Origin of the sequence: Flavobacterium pectinovorum (assembly GCF_022802975.1) — a bacterium.
Classification (GTDB): domain Bacteria; phylum Bacteroidota; class Bacteroidia; order Flavobacteriales; family Flavobacteriaceae; genus Flavobacterium; species Flavobacterium pectinovorum_B.
This window is the reverse complement of sequence record NZ_JAFEVZ010000002.1, coordinates 186,971-202,928: the sequence shown is the minus strand read 5'-3', so window position 1 is coordinate 202,928 and position 15,958 is coordinate 186,971. Positions and strand designations below refer to the sequence as shown.

At 34.7% G+C, this 15,958-nt stretch carries 26 protein-coding genes; 1 reads left to right on the top strand and 25 read right to left on the bottom strand.

Features of this window, described 5'->3' with window-relative positions:
• Positions 1-3: 3 nt before the first annotated feature.
• The 25 genes from secY to rpsL all read right to left on the bottom strand — a co-directional run bounded on the left by secY (position 4) and on the right by rpsL (position 14,040).
• On the bottom strand, positions 4-1,350 hold the full coding sequence (gene secY / locus FLV_RS03480) for a preprotein translocase subunit SecY (protein WP_243230754.1): 1,347 nt from the start codon (positions 1,348-1,350) through the stop codon (positions 4-6).
• A 12-nt stretch (positions 1,351-1,362) separates the two neighbouring features.
• Entirely contained in the window at positions 1,363-1,815 is a 453-nt protein-coding gene (gene rplO / locus FLV_RS03475) for a 50S ribosomal protein L15 (protein WP_017495009.1), read from the bottom strand.
• Positions 1,816-1,826: 11 nt separating this feature from the next.
• Positions 1,827-2,009 carry a 50S ribosomal protein L30 gene (rpmD, locus tag FLV_RS03470; protein WP_017495010.1) on the bottom strand — a complete coding sequence of 61 codons (183 nt, stop codon included), beginning with the start codon at positions 2,007-2,009 and terminating at the stop codon, positions 1,827-1,829.
• 12 nt (positions 2,010-2,021) lie between these two features.
• A complete protein-coding gene (gene rpsE, locus FLV_RS03465; protein ID WP_085950271.1) occupies positions 2,022-2,546 on the bottom strand; it encodes a 30S ribosomal protein S5 in 525 nt (174 codons plus the stop codon).
• 3 nt (positions 2,547-2,549) lie between these two features.
• Positions 2,550-2,900 (bottom strand): 50S ribosomal protein L18, encoded by a 351-nt coding sequence (gene rplR / locus FLV_RS03460; RefSeq protein ID WP_042565878.1) that lies wholly within the window; start codon positions 2,898-2,900, stop codon positions 2,550-2,552.
• Positions 2,901-2,911: 11 nt separating this feature from the next.
• The gene (gene rplF, locus FLV_RS03455) at positions 2,912-3,454 is read right to left on the bottom strand and encodes a 50S ribosomal protein L6 (protein ID WP_243230752.1); all 543 of its coding nucleotides are present in this window, start codon (positions 3,452-3,454) and stop codon (positions 2,912-2,914) included.
• Positions 3,455-3,472: 18 nt separating this feature from the next.
• On the bottom strand, positions 3,473-3,871 hold the full coding sequence (rpsH, locus tag FLV_RS03450; RefSeq protein WP_017495014.1) for a 30S ribosomal protein S8: 399 nt from the start codon (positions 3,869-3,871) through the stop codon (positions 3,473-3,475).
• Positions 3,872-3,975: 104 nt separating this feature from the next.
• Positions 3,976-4,245: a 30S ribosomal protein S14 gene (gene rpsN / locus FLV_RS03445; RefSeq protein WP_031456037.1), complete on the bottom strand. Its 270-nt coding sequence runs from the start codon at positions 4,243-4,245 to the stop codon at positions 3,976-3,978.
• A gap of 3 nt (positions 4,246-4,248) precedes the next feature.
• Positions 4,249-4,800 (bottom strand): 50S ribosomal protein L5, encoded by a 552-nt coding sequence (rplE, locus tag FLV_RS03440; protein ID WP_007803652.1) that lies wholly within the window; start codon positions 4,798-4,800, stop codon positions 4,249-4,251.
• Between the two features lie 2 nt (positions 4,801-4,802).
• A complete protein-coding gene (rplX, locus tag FLV_RS03435; protein WP_059114055.1) occupies positions 4,803-5,117 on the bottom strand; it encodes a 50S ribosomal protein L24 in 315 nt (104 codons plus the stop codon).
• Between the two features lie 11 nt (positions 5,118-5,128).
• A complete protein-coding gene (gene rplN / locus FLV_RS03430; protein ID WP_007803649.1) occupies positions 5,129-5,497 on the bottom strand; it encodes a 50S ribosomal protein L14 in 369 nt (122 codons plus the stop codon).
• A 2-nt stretch (positions 5,498-5,499) separates the two neighbouring features.
• Entirely contained in the window at positions 5,500-5,760 is a 261-nt protein-coding gene (gene rpsQ / locus FLV_RS03425) for a 30S ribosomal protein S17 (protein WP_007803646.1), read from the bottom strand.
• 17 nt (positions 5,761-5,777) lie between these two features.
• On the bottom strand, positions 5,778-5,969 hold the full coding sequence (gene rpmC / locus FLV_RS03420; RefSeq protein ID WP_008464297.1) for a 50S ribosomal protein L29: 192 nt from the start codon (positions 5,967-5,969) through the stop codon (positions 5,778-5,780).
• A 12-nt stretch (positions 5,970-5,981) separates the two neighbouring features.
• Positions 5,982-6,407, bottom strand: coding sequence for a 50S ribosomal protein L16 (rplP, locus tag FLV_RS03415; RefSeq protein ID WP_017495016.1), 426 nt, complete (start codon positions 6,405-6,407; stop codon positions 5,982-5,984).
• A 19-nt stretch (positions 6,408-6,426) separates the two neighbouring features.
• Positions 6,427-7,188: a 30S ribosomal protein S3 gene (gene rpsC / locus FLV_RS03410; protein ID WP_007803635.1), complete on the bottom strand. Its 762-nt coding sequence runs from the start codon at positions 7,186-7,188 to the stop codon at positions 6,427-6,429.
• A 5-nt stretch (positions 7,189-7,193) separates the two neighbouring features.
• On the bottom strand, positions 7,194-7,607 hold the full coding sequence (gene rplV / locus FLV_RS03405; RefSeq protein ID WP_007803631.1) for a 50S ribosomal protein L22: 414 nt from the start codon (positions 7,605-7,607) through the stop codon (positions 7,194-7,196).
• A gap of 6 nt (positions 7,608-7,613) precedes the next feature.
• On the bottom strand, positions 7,614-7,892 hold the full coding sequence (rpsS, locus tag FLV_RS03400) for a 30S ribosomal protein S19 (RefSeq protein WP_008464288.1): 279 nt from the start codon (positions 7,890-7,892) through the stop codon (positions 7,614-7,616).
• A gap of 6 nt (positions 7,893-7,898) precedes the next feature.
• Positions 7,899-8,723, bottom strand: coding sequence for a 50S ribosomal protein L2 (gene rplB, locus FLV_RS03395; RefSeq protein ID WP_008464287.1), 825 nt, complete (start codon positions 8,721-8,723; stop codon positions 7,899-7,901).
• Positions 8,724-8,732: 9 nt separating this feature from the next.
• Complete coding sequence (gene rplW / locus FLV_RS03390; RefSeq protein WP_012022489.1) at positions 8,733-9,023, bottom strand: 50S ribosomal protein L23; 291 nt, start codon at positions 9,021-9,023, stop codon at positions 8,733-8,735.
• 7 nt (positions 9,024-9,030) lie between these two features.
• On the bottom strand, positions 9,031-9,660 hold the full coding sequence (rplD, locus tag FLV_RS03385; RefSeq protein ID WP_031456040.1) for a 50S ribosomal protein L4: 630 nt from the start codon (positions 9,658-9,660) through the stop codon (positions 9,031-9,033).
• Positions 9,660-10,277 carry a 50S ribosomal protein L3 gene (gene rplC / locus FLV_RS03380; protein ID WP_243230751.1) on the bottom strand — a complete coding sequence of 206 codons (618 nt, stop codon included), beginning with the start codon at positions 10,275-10,277 and terminating at the stop codon, positions 9,660-9,662. Before rplC ends, rplD begins: the two co-directional genes overlap by 1 nt.
• Before the next feature lie 394 nt (positions 10,278-10,671).
• Complete coding sequence (gene rpsJ / locus FLV_RS03375; protein ID WP_007803605.1) at positions 10,672-10,977, bottom strand: 30S ribosomal protein S10; 306 nt, start codon at positions 10,975-10,977, stop codon at positions 10,672-10,674.
• A gap of 11 nt (positions 10,978-10,988) precedes the next feature.
• Positions 10,989-13,145 carry an elongation factor G gene (gene fusA / locus FLV_RS03370; protein WP_243230749.1) on the bottom strand — a complete coding sequence of 719 codons (2,157 nt, stop codon included), beginning with the start codon at positions 13,143-13,145 and terminating at the stop codon, positions 10,989-10,991.
• Between the two features lie 10 nt (positions 13,146-13,155).
• A complete protein-coding gene (gene rpsG, locus FLV_RS03365; protein WP_017495022.1) occupies positions 13,156-13,632 on the bottom strand; it encodes a 30S ribosomal protein S7 in 477 nt (158 codons plus the stop codon).
• A gap of 24 nt (positions 13,633-13,656) precedes the next feature.
• A complete protein-coding gene (rpsL, locus tag FLV_RS03360) occupies positions 13,657-14,040 on the bottom strand; it encodes a 30S ribosomal protein S12 (protein ID WP_007136570.1) in 384 nt (127 codons plus the stop codon).
• Positions 14,041-14,207: 167 nt separating this feature from the next.
• On the opposite strand from rpsL, the gene FLV_RS03355 reads away from it, so the two are divergent.
• Positions 14,208-15,926, top strand: coding sequence for a hypothetical protein (locus FLV_RS03355; RefSeq protein ID WP_243230746.1), 1,719 nt, complete (start codon positions 14,208-14,210; stop codon positions 15,924-15,926).
• Positions 15,927-15,958 lie beyond the last annotated feature (32 nt).

Below are 15,958 nucleotides of genomic sequence, written 5' to 3'. Positions count from 1 at the left end.
ATATTAAGCTACTGCTTTTCTATTCTTACCAGTCTTCATTAAACCATCATAATGTTTATTTAACAAGTATGAATTGATTTGCTGAATAGTATCTATTGCAACACCAACCATAATTATTAAAGAGGTACCTCCAAAAAACATTGCCCAAGATTGTTGTACATCCATAACACTTACAACAATAGCTGGGAACACAGCAATTAAAGCAAGAAATAAAGATCCTGGGAAAGTTATTAAAGACATCACTTTATCTAAAAAATCCGAAGTTTCAGCTCCCGGTCTAATCCCTGGAATAAAACCCCCGCTTCTTTTTAAATCATCAGCCATCTTGTTAGTAGGTACAGTAATTGCAGTATAAAAGAATGTAAATACAATAATTAAAGTTGCAAAAACAAAATTATACCAAAAACCGAACATATCACTAAATGTTCCAACGATAGATTGTGACGTGTCTGATTTAGACAATCCAGCTACAGCAGCAGGAATAAACATAATTGCCTGAGCAAAAATGATTGGCATTACCCCTGAAGCATTAAGCTTAAGCGGAATCCATTGTCTATTACCACCTGCCAAATCTTGCTCATAATCTCCTGTTGTTGTACGACGAGCATATTGAACTGGGATTCTACGTACTGCCATTGTAAGCAATACACAAGCAATAATTACCAATAGCCAAACAATAATCTCAATAGCCATTAACATTAAACCTCCTGTATTATTAGTAACCACAGATTTAAATTCTTGTATAAAAGCTTGTGGTAAACGAGCTAATATACCAACCATGATTAATAATGAAATTCCATTTCCAATACCTTTATCTGTAATTTTTTCTCCAAGCCACATAGCAAAAATAGTACCTGTAACTAAGATAATAACAGCCGAAAATAAGAATTCCGGAGAATTAAACCCAAGTAAAAAAGCATTACCCGGTAGTGTTCTGTATAAATTATAGATATAAGTCGGACCTTGAACCAATGTAATAGCAATAGTTAACCAACGTGTAATTTGATTAATCTTTTTTCTACCACTTTCTCCATCATTTTGAAGTTTTTGCAAATAAGGAATCGCAATTCCCATTAACTGAACAACAATAGATGCAGAAATGTAAGGCATGATACCTAAAGCAAAAACTGAAGCTTTAGAGAAAGCACCTCCGGTAAACATATCTAGAATAGATCCTAGACCCTTTTCTGTTTGTCCTGCTAAACCAGTCAATTGAGTTGCGTCAATCCCAGGAAGCGTAACGTGTGCACCAAAACGATATACTAAAAGTAAACCCAATGTCATTAGGATTCTGTTTTTTAGTTCTTCGATTTTCCAAACATTACTTATTGATTCAATAAATTTCTTCATACAATAGAAAAATTATATTGTTACAGCCTCTCCACCAGCAGCTTCGATTGCAGCTTTTGCAGTAGCAGTAAATTTGTGAGCAGTTACTTTTAATTTTGCTTTCAACTCTCCTCTACCTAAAATCTTAACGATTTCATTTTTGGTAGCTAGACGGTTTGCTACGAAATCTGTCATTGAAACAGAATCAGTAATTACACCATTGTCTACTAATAATTGAAGCGTATCTAAATTAACACCTTCGTATTCTTTACGATTGATGTTTGTGAAACCAAACTTAGGCACACGTCTTTGAAGTGGCATTTGCCCTCCCTCAAAACCAATCTTTTTAGAATAACCAGAACGAGATTTTGCTCCCTTGTGACCTCTTGCAGAAGTACCACCTTTTCCAGAACCTTCTCCTCTACCTAATCTTTTATTTTGATTGTGTGTTGACCCTTCAGCTGGTTGTAAGTTACTTAAATTCATAACAGTATTTGTTATTTAGCTTCTTCTACAGAAACTAAGTGTTTAACTTTGTTTATCATCCCAAGGATAGCAGGGTTTGAATCATGCTCTACAACTTGTCCCATTTTACGTAGACCCAAAGCTTCCAAACCTCTCTTTTGAGAAAGAGGGCAGTTGATTTTGCTTCTTACTTGTTTTACTAATAATTTAGCCATAATTTCCTTGAATTAACCTTTAAAAACTTTTTCTAAAGAAACACCTCTTTGTTTTGCAACTGTGTAAGCGCTTCTCATTTGTAATAAAGCATCAAAAGTTGCTTTAACCACGTTATGAGGATTTGATGATCCTTGAGATTTAGATAATACATCATGAATACCTACTGATTCAAGAACTGAACGAACAGCTCCACCAGCAATAACTCCTGTACCATGAGACGCAGGAATCAAGAACACACGTGCACCACCAAATTTACCTTTTTGTTCGTGAGGAACAGATTGTCCATTCAAAGGAATTTTTACTAAATTTTTCTTAGCATCTTCTACTGCTTTCGCAATTGCTTCAGAAACGTCTTTAGATTTCCCTAAACCGTGACCCACTACTCCGTTTTCATCACCTACAACTACAATAGCAGAAAAACCAAAAGCTCTACCTCCTTTTGTAACTTTAGTAACACGATTAACACTTACCAGACGATCTTTAAGTTCAAGACCACTTGGTTTTACCAATTCTACATTTTTGTATTTAGACATAATATATTAGAATTTAAGTCCAGCCGCTCTTGCGCCTTCTGCTAATGATTTAATACGACCGTGATATAAATATCCACCTCTGTCAAAAGTGATGGTATCAATCCCGGCTTTTAACGCTTTCTCAGCAACTAGTTTTCCAACAGCAGCAGCGATTTCAACGTTAGTACCTTTTCCTATTTCTTTTTCTCTTGAAGATGCAGCTAATAAAGTAACTCCATTTACATCATCAATAAGTTGAGCGTAAATTTCTTTGTTACTTCTAAACACAGATAGTCTTGGATTAGTAGCAGTACCACTAATTGATTTTCTAATTCTGAATCTAATTCTCTGTCTTCTATCAGATTTTGTTAATGACATAATCTTATTTTTTAAGCTGATTTACCTGCTTTTCTTCTTAATACTTCACCCACAAATTTAACACCTTTTCCTTTGTAAGGCTCAGGCTTACGAAAACCTCTGATTTTCGCAGCAACCTGTCCTAAAAGTTGTTTATCAAATGATGTTAATTTTACGATAGGGTTTTTTCCTTTTTCAGATATTGTTTCTACCACTACCTCAGGAGCAACTTCTAAAACAATATTGTGAGAATATCCAAGAGCTAAATCTAACTTTTGACCTTGGTTTGAAGCTCTATAACCAACTCCAACTAATTCAAGTTCTTTTGTAAAACCTTCAGATACACCAACAATCATATTACTGATTAATGATCTGTACAATCCGTGTTTTGCTCTTTGGTTTTTATGATCAGACGATCTTTCTACTAAAGCTTGATCGCCTTCAACCGTTACAGTTACGTCCGAAAACTCCTGAGTTAGTTGACCTTTTTTTCCTTTTACTGTAATAATACCTTCTTTAACTTCTACAGTTACTCCAGCAGGGATTACAATTGGGCTTTTACCTATTCTTGACATCTTATTTAGTCTTTAAAATTAGTATACGTAACAAATTACTTCACCACCTACATTTAATTGCTTAGCTTGTTTTCCTGTCATCAAACCTTTTGATGTAGAAACAATAGCAATTCCTAATCCGTTAAGGATTCTTGGCAATTTGGCAGCACCTGCGTATTTACGTAAACCAGGTTTACTAATTCTTTGGATATCTTTAATTACAGGCTCTTTAGTATCTTTATCATACTTCAAAGCAATTTTGATTGAACCCTGAACAGAGTTGTCTTCAAATTTGTAACTTAAGATATAACCTTGATCAAATAAGATCTTAGTTATTTCTTTTTTTAGATTAGAAGCTGGAATTTCAACAACTTTGTGGTTTGCAGCCACAGCATTACGAACTCTAGTCAAATAATCTGCAATAGGATCTGTATACATATGTATTTGATTGCGATTATGGTTTTCGGGAGACACTCATCTCCCGAACCTTTAATCAATTAAAAATATTTTCTGGTTTGCAAAAGTAATAACTTATTGCGAGATTACCAAGATGCTTTTTTAACACCAGGAATCAATCCATTATTAGCCATCTCACGGAAAGTTACACGTGAAATACCAAACTGACGAATATAACCTCTTGGTCTACCTGTTAATTTACAACGATTATGCAAACGAACCGGTGAAGCATTTTTAGGTAATTTTTGTAAGCCTTCATAATCTCCAGCTTCTAACAAAGCTTTTCTTTTTTCAGCATACTTAGCTACCGTTTTCTCTCTTTTCACCTCACGGGCTTTCATTGATTCTTTAGCCATATCTTAATTCTTTTTAAAAGGTAAACCTAATTCAGCCAATAATGACTTTGCCTCTTTATCTGTTTTTGCAGTTGTAACAAAAGTAATATCCATTCCTGAAATTTTATTTACTTTGTCAATATCAATTTCCGGAAAAATGATTTGCTCTAAAACTCCAAGATTATAGTTACCTCTTCCGTCGAAACCAGTAGCTTTAATACCACTAAAATCTCTAACACGTGGCAAAGCAGAAGTAACAAGTCTATCTAAAAACTCATACATTCTTTCTCCACGCAAAGTAACTTTTGCTCCAATAGGCATCCCTTTTCTTAATTTAAAAGACGCAACGTCTTTCTTAGAAATTGTAGATACTGCTTTTTGTCCAGTGATCTTTGTCAACTCATCAACTGCATAGTCAATAAGTTTTTTATCAGATACAGCTGCACCAACTCCACGGCTCAAAACGATTTTTTCAAGTTTTGGAACTTGCATAACGTTTGTATATCCGAACTCTTCTTTAAGAGCAGAGATTACTCTACTCTTATATTCTTCTTTTAGTCTAGGTGTATATGCCATTACTATAGTACTTGATTAGATTTTTTTGAAAATCTTACTTTCTTATCTCCTTCTACTCTAACACCCACTCTAGTTGTCTCCTTAGTTTTAGGATCAATTAGAGAAATGTTAGAAATTTGAATAGAAGCTTCTTTCTTAACGATACCACCTTGAGGGTTTTTAGCACTTGGTTTTGTATGTTTTGAAACCATGTTTACACCTTCAACTATCGCTTTATTTTTCTCACGGTAAACACGTAAAACTTTACCTTCAGCACCTTTATGGTCTCCAGCAATAACTCTTACGATATCTCCTGATTTTATTTTTAGCTTTATCATCTTAAAACGAATTAAAGCACTTCTGGTGCTAATGATACAATTTTCATGAATTGTTTTTCACGAAGTTCTCTTGCTACCGGACCAAAAACACGTGTTCCTCTCATTTCCCCTGCAGCATTCAAAAGAACACATGCATTATCATCGAAACGGATATAAGAACCATCAGCTCTTCTCACTTCTTTTTTGGTACGCACAACAACTGCAGTTGAAACAGCTCCTTTTTTCACGTTTCCGTTTGGAGTTGCATCTTTAATAGATACTACAATCTTGTCACCAACAGAGGCATACCTTCTTTTGGTACCTCCTAAAACACGGATAGTTAAAACTTCCTTAGCCCCCGTGTTATCTGCTACTTTTAGTCTTGATTCCTGTTGTACCATAATTATTTAGCTCTTTCTAAGATTTCAACTAATCTCCAACATTTTGTTTTACTTAAAGGACGCGTTTCGCTAATTCTTACAGTATCTCCAATGTTACAGTCGTTTGTTTCGTCGTGTGCAACATATTTCTTAGTTTTCAACACGAACTTACCGTATAATGGGTGTTTTACTTTTCTTACTTCAGCAATAACAATAGATTTATCCATTTTATTTGAAGTAACAACACCTATTCTTTCTTTTCTTAAATTTCTTTTTTCTTCCATCTTTCAGCAGAATACAATTATTGTAACTCTCTTTTAGTTAACTCTGTAGCCAATCTTGCAACTGTTCTTCTAACGCTTCTAATCTGAAGTGGGTTAGCAATTGGAGAAATAGCGTGAGCCATTTTTAGGTCAGCATATACTTTCTTAGTTTGACTAAGCTTTTCTTGCAACTCCGCTGCAGAAAGATCTTTTATTTCTGATTGTTTCATAATAAATATTAATTATGCTTCGAAATCTCTAGCAACGACGAACTTAGTTTTAACTGGAAGCTTTTGAGCTGCAAGACGTAACGCCTCTTTTGCAACTGACAAAGGAACTCCTCCAACTTCAAACATAATTCTTCCTGGTTTAACAACAGCAGCCCAATACTCAACTGCTCCTTTACCTTTACCCATACGTACTTCAAGAGGCTTCTTAGTGATAGGTTTGTCTGGAAATATTTTAATCCATAATTGTCCCTCTCTCTTCATATAACGAGTCGCAGCGATACGCGCAGCTTCGATTTGACGAGAAGTTAAGAACATTCCATCTTCATGTACAGATTTAATACCAAACATTCCATTAGAAAGTTCATGCCCTCTTTGAGAGTTACCTTTCATCTTACCTTTTTGTACCTTACGGTATTTTGTTCTTTTAGGCTGTAACATTTTTCTTTAGTTTAAAAATTTACTTTCTTTTACGAGCATCTGGTTTACCACCTTTGTTAAAAGGTTTTCTATCTCCTCTTGGAGAATCTCCACCTTTACCACCACCAGTTCCAGATTGTTTTTTATCCATTCCTGCAAGTGGAGAAAGATCTCTCTTCCCGTAAACCTCACCTTTCATGATCCATACTTTGATACCCATTCTACCGTAAGTAGTGTGAGCTTCAGCCAAAGCATAATCAATATCAGCTCTGAAAGTTGATAGAGGAATTCTACCTTCTTTGAAACCTTCTGAACGCGCCATCTCAGCACCATTCAAACGACCAGAAATCAAAACTTTGATACCTTCAGCGTTCATACGCATAGAAGCAGCAATAGCCATTTTGATTGCACGTCTGTAAGAAATACGGCTTTCGATTTGACGAGCGATGCTTGTCGCCACAAGATAAGCATCTAACTCAGGTCTTTTAATTTCAAAGATGTTGATTTGAACCTCTTTGTCAGTAACTTTCTTAAGTTCTTCTTTTAACTTGTCTACCTCTTGTCCTCCTTTTCCGATAATGATACCAGGTCTAGCAGTAGTGATAGTAACGGTTACAAGTTTCAAAGTTCTCTCGATGATTACTTTTGATACACTAGCTTTTGATAAACGAGCGTGGATATACTTTCTGATTTTGTGATCTTCGGCTAATTTATCACCGTAATCATTTCCACCATACCAGTTTGAGTCCCATCCTCTGATGATACCAAGTCTATTTCCAATTGGATTTGTCTTTTGTCCCATGCTGCTTAAGAATTGCTTTGTGTGTTATTGATAGCTCCAAGCACGATTGTTACGTGGTTAGAACGTTTTCTTATTCTGTGTGCACGACCTTGTGGAGCTGGACGAAGTCTTTTTAACATCATTCCTCCATCTACTCTGATCTCTTTAACAAATAATCCAGCTTCTTCTAAATTACCTTCACTATTTTTTTGCTCCCAGTTATTGATTGCAGACAACAATAGTTTTTCTAATTTTCTTGAAGCTTCTTTAGAACTGAATCTTAAAATGTTAAGTGCTCTTTCTACCTTCTGACCTCTTACCAAGTCCGCTACTAAGCGCATTTTTCTAGGTGAAGTAGGGCAGTTATTCAATTTCGCGAAAGCAATAGACTTATTAGCCTCTTTTCTCGCATCTGCTGTTTCTCTTTTACGAACTCCCATTGCTTCTTATTTTTTACCTTTATTTTTTGCTCCAGCATGACCTCTAAAAGATCTAGTTGGTGAAAACTCTCCTAATTTGTGACCTACCATGTTTTCTGTTACGTAAACTGGTACAAATTGACGACCGTTATGAACTGCGATAGTTTGTCCAACGAAATCCGGAGTAATCATTGAAGCTCTAGACCAAGTCTTAACAACTGCATTTTTACCACTTTCTACGTTTTCCTGAACTTTCTTGTCTAATTTATAATGAACGAAAGGTCCTTTTTTTAATGAACGTGCCATATCTTATTATTTCTTTCTACGTTCTACGATATACTTGTTACTCGGGTTTTTCTTAGAACGAGTTCTGTAACCTTTAGCTGGCAATCCGTTTCTTGAACGTGGGTGCCCTCCAGAAGAACGTCCTTCACCACCTCCCATAGGGTGATCAACTGGGTTCATCGCTACTGGTCTAGTTCTAGGTCTTCTTCCTAACCATCTTGTTCTACCTGCTTTTCCAGATACAACCAATTGGTGATCAGAATTAGAAACAGCTCCAATTGTAGCCGAACAAGTTAACAAGATCAATCTTGTTTCACCAGATGGCATTTTAATTGTTGCATATTTCCCGTCTCTTGCCATTAACTGAGCAAAAGTTCCAGCTGAACGAGCAATAACAGCTCCTTGTCCTGGACGTAACTCAATACAAGATATAACAGTTCCAAGAGGAATTCTGCTTAAAGGTAATGTATTACCGATTTCAGGTTGAGATTCTGGACCAGAAACTAATTTCTGACCAACTTTCAATCCGTTTTGCGCGATAATATAAGTTTTCTCTCCATCAGCATAAGCTAATAAAGCGATAAATGCAGTACGATTTGGATCATATTCAATTGATTTCACTGTAGCCGGAATTCCGTCTTTAGTTCTTTTGAAATCAATAATACGATATCTCTGCTTGTGACCACCACCCGTATAACGCATGGTCATCTTTCCTTGACTATTTCTACCTCCAGAGTTTTTTATCGGCGCTATCAAAGAGCGTTCCGGCTTATCAGTTGTAATGGCGTCATAACCATTCACAACTCTAAATCGCTGACCTGGGGTAATAGGTTTTAATTTTCTTACTGACATTTTTCTATCTTAGATATTGTTGTAAAAATCAATTGTTTCTCCTTCTTGTACTTGAACAATTGCTTTTTTAATTGCATTTGTCTTTCCACTGATTAAACCACTTTTAGTGTATTTAGTAGATCTGTCTGGTCTTACATTCATTGTATTAACCGAAACAATAGTTACCCCATAAGCAGCTTCAACAGCTTTCTTAATCTGAACTTTGTTCGCTTTTTTGTCAACAACAAATCCAAAACGGTTTAGAACTTCACTTTCTTTGGTTACTTTTTCCGTTACTATAGGTCTGATAATAATGCTCATATTCCTATTATTTACTTAAATTTTCTTCAATTAACTCTAAAGAACCTTCCAAAAGCACTAAATTATTAGCGTTAAGTATTGCGTAAGTGCTTAATTCTGAGCTAGTTACGACATTTGAAGCCTTTAAATTGCGTGACGACAAATATACATTTTTATTTGACTCACCCAACACGAATAGAGATTTTTTATTTTCTAACCCTAAAGCTTTCAAAACGTTAATGAAATTTTTAGTGTTTGGAGCTTCAAAATTAAAGTCTTCAAGAACGATAACATTTGACTCTTTTGCCTTGATAGAGAAAGCAGATTTTCTTGCCAATCTTTTCAAGCCTTTATTCAATTTGAATGAATAACTTCTTGGCCTTGGTCCGAAAATTGTTCCACCACCTTTAAACAATGGATTTTTGATACTTCCCGCACGAGCCGTACCTGTTCCTTTTTGTTTTTTAATCTTACGTGTACTTCCTGTCACTTCAGCTCTTTCTTTAGCTTTGTGAGTCCCTTGTCTTTGATTAGCAAGATATTGCTTAACATCAAGGTATACAGCGTGATTATTTGGTTCAATTGCGAATACTGAATCAGAAAGTTGAACTTTTCTTCCAGTATCTTTTCCGTTGAAATCTAATACTTTTACTTCCATTACTTCTGAATGATTACGTAAGAGTTTTTATGTCCAGGAACACATCCTTTAATAACAAGTAAGTTCTTTTCAGCAACTACTTTTAAAACTCTAAGGTTTTGAACTTTTACATTATCTCCTCCCATTCTTCCAGCCATACGCATTCCTTTGAATACTCTAGATGGATAAGAAGAAGCTCCTACAGAACCTGGCGCTCTTAAACGGTTGTGTTGACCGTGAGTTGCTTGCCCAACACCACCAAATCCGTGACGTTTAACAACCCCTTGAAAACCTTTACCTTTAGACACACCTTGTACATCTACAAATTCTCCTTCAGCAAAAATAGAAACATCGATAAGATCTCCTAATTTTTGTTCAGTTGCAAAATCCTGAAATTCAACGACTTTTTTCTTAGCAACAGTTCCAGCCTTTTTAAAGTGACCTAAAGCCGCTTTTGTGGAATGTTTCTCGTTTTTGTCATCGAAACCAAGTTGCAACGCTTCATACCCGTCAACCTCATTGGTTCTGACTTGGGTAACAACACACGGCCCAGCCTCGATTACAGTACAAGGAATGTTTTTCCCGTTTTCATCGAAAATACTAGTCATGCCGATTTTTTTACCAATTAACCCAGACATAAATATTAATTATTAATTACTAAAATTCCCTTCAATTTGAAAATAACAGAAATTTCCAAACAGGGAGTGCAAAAGTAGACATTAAAATTCAATTTACCAAACGGTTACAAAAATTAAATCGCTCATTATCAAAATCCAAGCACAAAACCCACAACAAAAGACTCATTATCTACACAAAAAATCAAACCTTATCTATCAAGCAAAATCAATTTTACATTTAACAATTACTTAAACTAACCACAACAAAAAAAGCCATCAGCACCCTAAAACAAAGACACTTACACATTTTAACTTCAAACCCAATCTCAAAAAATTAAATCAAGAATCACAAATACCCAACAAAAAAAGCGAGACATCACTGCCTCGCTTTTTATATGTAAAAAAAATATAAAAATTATACTTTAATCTCAACTTCAACCCCACTTGGCAATTCAAGCTTCATTAAAGCATCAATAGTTTTTGATGAAGATGAATAAATATCAATCAATCTCTTGTATGACATTACTTCAAATTGCTCTCTCGCTTTTTTGTTAACATGCGGAGAACGCAACACAGTGAAAAGTTTTTTGTGAGTTGGCAACGGAATTGGACCTGTTACAACTGCTCCAGTAGTCTTTACTGTTTTTACGATCTTTTCAGCAGATTTATCTACCAACATGTGATCGTAAGATTTTAGTTTTATTCTAATTTTTTGACTCATTTTCTTAAGAATTAAGCGTTACCTTTTGCTTTTTTAATTACCGCTTCTGAAATATTAGAAGGCGTCTCTGCATAGTGAGAAAACTCCATTGTTGAAGTTGCTCTACCTGAAGATAATGTTCTTAATGTTGTAACATAACCAAACATTTCAGATAAAGGCACATCAGCCTTGATAGTTTTAGCTCCATTTCTATCACCCATATCATTAACCTGACCTCTACGACGGTTCAAGTCACCTACAATATCACCCATGTTTTCCTCAGGAGTAATAACTTCGATTTTCATGATTGGCTCAAGAATAACAGCCCCAGCAGCACGTCCAGATTCTTTATAACCCATTCTTGCAGCTAACTCAAAAGATAATGCATCAGAATCCACAGGGTGGAAAGATCCATCAGTTAAAGTTACTTTCAAACTATCCACAGCATATCCTGCTAATGGACCCGTTTTCATAGCTTCTCTAAATCCTTTTTCTACAGCAGGGATATATTCTTTAGGAACGTTACCACCTTTTACAGCATTAATAAACTGCAATCCAACCGGAACCTTACCATCAACTTCGTCAGCAGGCTCGATTGTAAATACGATATCACCGAATTTACCACGACCTCCAGATTGTTTCTTATAAGTTTCTCTATGTTGAGCAGATTTTGTAAACGCTTCTTTATACTCAACCTGAGGCTCACCTTGATTCACTTCAACTTTGAATTCACGTTTCATACGATCTACCAAGATATCCAAGTGAAGCTCACCCATACCAGAAATAATAGTTTGCCCAGAAGCTTCATCAGTTCTAACGGTAAATGTCGGATCCTCTTCAGCTAATTTAGCCAAAGCCATACCCATTTTATCAACGTCAGCTTTTGTTTTTGGCTCAATAGCAATACCAATCACAGGATCAGGAAATTTCATAGATTCCAAGATAATTGGATTCTTTTCATCACACAAAGTATCTCCTGTTTTAATATCTTTAAATCCTACAGCAGCTCCAATATCTCCAGCCTCAATAAATTCGATTGGATTTTGTTTATTAGCGTGCATTTGGTAAATACGAGAAATTCTCTCTTTGTTACCAGAACGAGTATTTAAAACATAAGAACCCGCATCTAAACGTCCAGAATAAGCACGGAAGAAAGCTAAACGACCTACAAATGGATCAGTAGCGATTTTAAATGCCAAAGCAGCGAATGGCTCCTTAACATCTGGCTTACGCAAGATTTTAGTTTGATCTTCTTCTAATAAATCAGCATCATCAGGATGAATTCCTTCGATACCTTCTTTATCTAATGGAGACGGCAAATACTTACAAACAGCATCCAACATAAACTGAACACCTTTGTTTTTGAAAGATGAACCAGCAAGCATTGGAATAATTGCCATATCAATAGTAGCGGCTCTTAATGCATTATTGATTTCTTCCTCTGTAATAGAGTTTTCATCTTCCATGTATTTATCCAAAAGATTCTCGTCGTAAGTAGCAATCTCCTCAATAAGAATAGAACGATATTGTCTAACCTCATCTACCATATCAGCAGGAATATCAACGATATCAAAAGTAGCTCCTTGAGTTTCGTCATGCCAAACAATTGCTTGGTTTTTAACTAAATCAACAATACCTTTAAAATCAGCTTCATCTCCAATAGGCAAAGTAATTGCAACCGCATTCGATTTCAACATATCTTTAACCTGTCCGCATACTCCTAAGAAGTTAGCACCCTGACGGTCCATTTTATTTACAAATCCCATACGAGGAACTCTATATTGATCAGCAAGTCTCCAGTTAGTTTCTGATTGAGGCTCAACACCATCAACAGCACTAAATAAGAAAACCAAACCATCAAGCACACGTAAAGAACGGTTTACCTCTACAGTAAAGTCAACGTGTCCAGGAGTATCAATAATATTAAAGTGGTATGGCAATGATTCTGGCAACGCTTTACCTTGTTCAGTTGGAAAATTCCAAGTACAAGTTGTAGCAGCAGAAGTAATTGTAATACCTCTTTCCTGCTCTTGCGCCATCCAGTCCATTGTTGCAGCACCATCGTGCACCTCACCAATTTTGTGTGACTTTCCAGTATAAAAAAGAATACGCTCAGTTGTTGTTGTTTTACCAGCATCAATGTGAGCAGCAATTCCGATATTTCTTGTATATTTTAAATCTCTAGCCATTTCTTACGAATTAAAATCTAAAGTGAGAGAATGCTTTATTAGCTTCTGCCATTTTGTGAGTATCCATTCTTTTCTTAACCGCAGCACCTTCTTCTTTAGCAGCAGCTAAACATTCTGACGCTAAACGTTGTGCCATAGATTTTTCATTTCTTCTTCTTGAATAAAGTATTAACCACTTCATTGCCATAGAAATTTTTCTGTCTGGACGAATCTGCATTGGGATTTGGAATGTAGCTCCACCAACTCTACGACTACGTACTTCTACGTGAGGCATAACGTTTGTTAAAGCATCTTTCCAGATCTCTAATGAAGTTTTCTCATCATTTTGCTTTTTAGATTCAATGATATCAATTGCATCATAAAATACTTTGAAAGCTGTAGATTTCTTACCATCCCACATTAAGTTGTTCACAAAACGTGTTACTAATTGGTCGTTAAACCTTGGATCCGGTAAAAGTGGTCTTTTCTTTGCCGCTCTTTTTCTCATGTCTTTTTCTTAAAAGTTTTTAAATTACTTTTTTGCTTCTTTTGGGCGTTTAGCACCGTACTTAGATCTTCTTTGCGTTCTTCCTGCAACACCTGACGTATCAAGCGCTCCACGAACGATATGATATCTAACACCTGGTAAATCTTTTACCCTTCCACCTCGCACTAATACTATCGAGTGCTCTTGTAGATTATGTCCTTCTCCAGGGATGTAAGCATTCACTTCATTACCATTTGTCAAACGTACACGCGCAACTTTACGCATTGCAGAGTTTGGTTTTTTTGGTGTAGTAGTGTAAACACGCGTACAAACCCCTCTTCTTTGAGGACAAGAATCTAAAGCAACCGATTTACTCTTCTTAGTGATCTGAGTTCTTCCTGTTCTTACTAATTGTTGAATTGTTGGCATAATTAATACTAAAAATTATTATGTTTATTAAATTCCCGCTTTTTACGGGGTTGCAAATGTATAAAATATTTTTCACTATACAAACGTTAAATCATTAATTTTCAACAACATTATTTATGCTTATGTTTTTACAAACAAACAATAGATATTTGCAATACTTTTAATAAATGAAACAATTGCCCTTGAAACAGTTATTCCAAATAATCGCCCTCTGCTTAATAAGCCTCTATACACATGCTCAAAATTTTAATTTAAAAATAATCGGCACAAACAAAACAGAAAACACAATTATTGACTCATTAAATTATATCCAAAAACACTCAAATATTAAATCGGTTCTTAATGAATCTAATATAACCATAGAAAAGCTTCAAAAAAAAGGCTTTCTAGACACCAAAACACTTGAAAACCAAAAAAAAAACGACACAACATACACACACAAACTCTCACTTGGAAACCAAATAAAATACACCTATATATATATAGGTAGAAATAATTCATTTTTTAATTCCTCAGAAACAAAAAATGACACCTTAATTATTCCCTATGAAGAAACAGAAAACTACATAAATCAAAAAATTATTGATGCAGAAAAACAAGGTTTTGCTTTAAGCAAAATAAAATTAGAAAATATTCGAAGAAAGAATTTGATAATTTATGCCGACTTAAATTTTAATTCCGAAAAAAAAAGAAGCCTTAATTCCATTATAATAAATTACACAAATAACAATCGTAAGGATTATTTTCCAAAAGGACACCTAAAACAGCTCAACAAAAAATACATCAATAAAACTTTTAACCAAAAAGTAATTAAAGAACTTCATGAAGACATAAATAATTTTGAACTTGTAAATCAAACAAAGTATCCTGAAATATTATTCACAAATGACTCAACAAAAGCTTATGTATATCTTGAAAAAAGAAAAGCAAACACTTTTGACGGATACATTGGATTTTCAAACGATGAAAACAAAAAGCTAAACCTAAATGGCTATCTCGACATAACCTTACAAAACACACTTAAAGCCGGAGAACAATTTTCTTTATACTGGAAAAGCGACGGAAACCAACAAAGAACCTTTAATACAAAATTAGAAATACCATACATATTCAAATCCCCGCTTGGAATTAAAGCGCAATTAAACATTTTCAAACAAGACAGCACTTTTCAAAACACAAAAACAGCAATCGACTTAGGTTATTATATAAACTACAATTCAAAACTATATTTAGGCTACCAATCTACCGAATCAAGCGACATTCAAAACACAAACAATTCAAGCATAAGTGACTTTAAAAATTCTTTTATAACAACAACATTTGATTACATAAAAACAGATGCTGTTAATTATTTGTTACCCAAAAAAGCCAATATTAACTTAACATTTGGATTTGGAAAAAGAAATACAAATAACCAACCCGAAACCGTCAATTCAAGCAATCAATTTTACACAAACTTAAACCTCTCGTACAATTTCGAACTTAACGAGAGAAATTTCATTAACATAAATTCACATAATTTCTATCTTAAGAGTAAAAATTACATGACCAACGAATTATTTCGTTTTGGAGGAACAAACTCAATCAGAGGTTTTTTAGAAAATAGCTTACAAGCAAACCTTCTTTCTTCAATTCTTACAGAATACAGATATATAGTTTCTAAGAATTTATATGTGAATTCAATTCTTGACTACGGAATTTATCAAGACCTGACAAGAAGTGTGAATAAAAACAAAATTAACAAATTAACAGGAATTGGAATTGGAACAAGCACACAAACAAACAATGGATTATTAAAGATTAACCTTACAAATAGCTTGGTAAATGGACAGAATTTAAAATTATATAACACTATCATAAACATATGTTATAATGTTAAATTTTGATGTTTACCGAAAAAACATTTTTATTTATTAGG

Excerpts from the sequence above, each read along its gene's own strand:
- rpsQ (WP_007803646.1), bottom strand. The coding sequence starts at position 5,760 with ATGGAAGAAAAAAGAAATTTAAGAAAAGAAAGAATAGGTGTTGTTACT.
- rplB (WP_008464287.1), bottom strand. The coding sequence starts at position 8,723 with ATGTCAGTAAGAAAATTAAAACCTATTACCCCAGGTCAGCGATTTAGA.
- secY (WP_243230754.1), bottom strand. The coding sequence starts at position 1,350 with ATGAAGAAATTTATTGAATCAATAAGTAATGTTTGGAAAATCGAAGAA.
- rplN (WP_007803649.1), bottom strand. The coding sequence starts at position 5,497 with ATGGTACAACAGGAATCAAGACTAAAAGTAGCAGATAACACGGGGGCT.
- rpsH (WP_017495014.1), bottom strand. The coding sequence starts at position 3,871 with ATGTATACAGATCCTATTGCAGATTATTTGACTAGAGTTCGTAATGCT.
- rplX (WP_059114055.1), bottom strand. The coding sequence starts at position 5,117 with ATGATAAAGCTAAAAATAAAATCAGGAGATATCGTAAGAGTTATTGCT.
- rpsN (WP_031456037.1), bottom strand. The coding sequence starts at position 4,245 with ATGGCTAAAGAATCAATGAAAGCCCGTGAGGTGAAAAGAGAGAAAACG.
- rplF (WP_243230752.1), bottom strand. The coding sequence starts at position 3,454 with ATGTCAAGAATAGGTAAAAGCCCAATTGTAATCCCTGCTGGAGTAACT.
- rpsG (WP_017495022.1), bottom strand. The coding sequence starts at position 13,632 with ATGAGAAAAAGAGCGGCAAAGAAAAGACCACTTTTACCGGATCCAAGG.
- rplR (WP_042565878.1), bottom strand. The coding sequence starts at position 2,900 with ATGTCATTAACAAAATCTGATAGAAGACAGAGAATTAGATTCAGAATT.
- rplD (WP_031456040.1), bottom strand. The coding sequence starts at position 9,660 with ATGGAAGTAAAAGTATTAGATTTCAACGGAAAAGATACTGGAAGAAAA.
- rpmC (WP_008464297.1), bottom strand. The coding sequence starts at position 5,969 with ATGAAACAATCAGAAATAAAAGATCTTTCTGCAGCGGAGTTGCAAGAA.
- FLV_RS03355 (WP_243230746.1), top strand. The coding sequence starts at position 14,208 with ATGAAACAATTGCCCTTGAAACAGTTATTCCAAATAATCGCCCTCTGC.
- rpsC (WP_007803635.1), bottom strand. The coding sequence starts at position 7,188 with ATGGGACAAAAGACAAATCCAATTGGAAATAGACTTGGTATCATCAGA.
- fusA (WP_243230749.1), bottom strand. The coding sequence starts at position 13,145 with ATGGCTAGAGATTTAAAATATACAAGAAATATCGGAATTGCTGCTCAC.
- rpsJ (WP_007803605.1), bottom strand. The coding sequence starts at position 10,977 with ATGAGTCAAAAAATTAGAATAAAACTAAAATCTTACGATCACATGTTG.
- rpmD (WP_017495010.1), bottom strand. The coding sequence starts at position 2,009 with ATGGCTAAATTATTAGTAAAACAAGTAAGAAGCAAAATCAACTGCCCT.
- rplE (WP_007803652.1), bottom strand. The coding sequence starts at position 4,800 with ATGGCATATACACCTAGACTAAAAGAAGAATATAAGAGTAGAGTAATC.
- rplO (WP_017495009.1), bottom strand. The coding sequence starts at position 1,815 with ATGAATTTAAGTAACTTACAACCAGCTGAAGGGTCAACACACAATCAA.
- rplW (WP_012022489.1), bottom strand. The coding sequence starts at position 9,023 with ATGAGCATTATTATCAGACCTATAGTAACGGAAAAAGTAACCAAAGAA.
- rpsL (WP_007136570.1), bottom strand. The coding sequence starts at position 14,040 with ATGCCAACAATTCAACAATTAGTAAGAACAGGAAGAACTCAGATCACT.
- rpsS (WP_008464288.1), bottom strand. The coding sequence starts at position 7,892 with ATGGCACGTTCATTAAAAAAAGGACCTTTCGTTCATTATAAATTAGAC.
- rplC (WP_243230751.1), bottom strand. The coding sequence starts at position 10,277 with ATGTCTGGGTTAATTGGTAAAAAAATCGGCATGACTAGTATTTTCGAT.
- rplV (WP_007803631.1), bottom strand. The coding sequence starts at position 7,607 with ATGGGAGTTCGTAAAAGAGAAACAGCAGATGCGAGAAAAGAGGCTAAT.
- rplP (WP_017495016.1), bottom strand. The coding sequence starts at position 6,407 with ATGTTACAGCCTAAAAGAACAAAATACCGTAAGGTACAAAAAGGTAAG.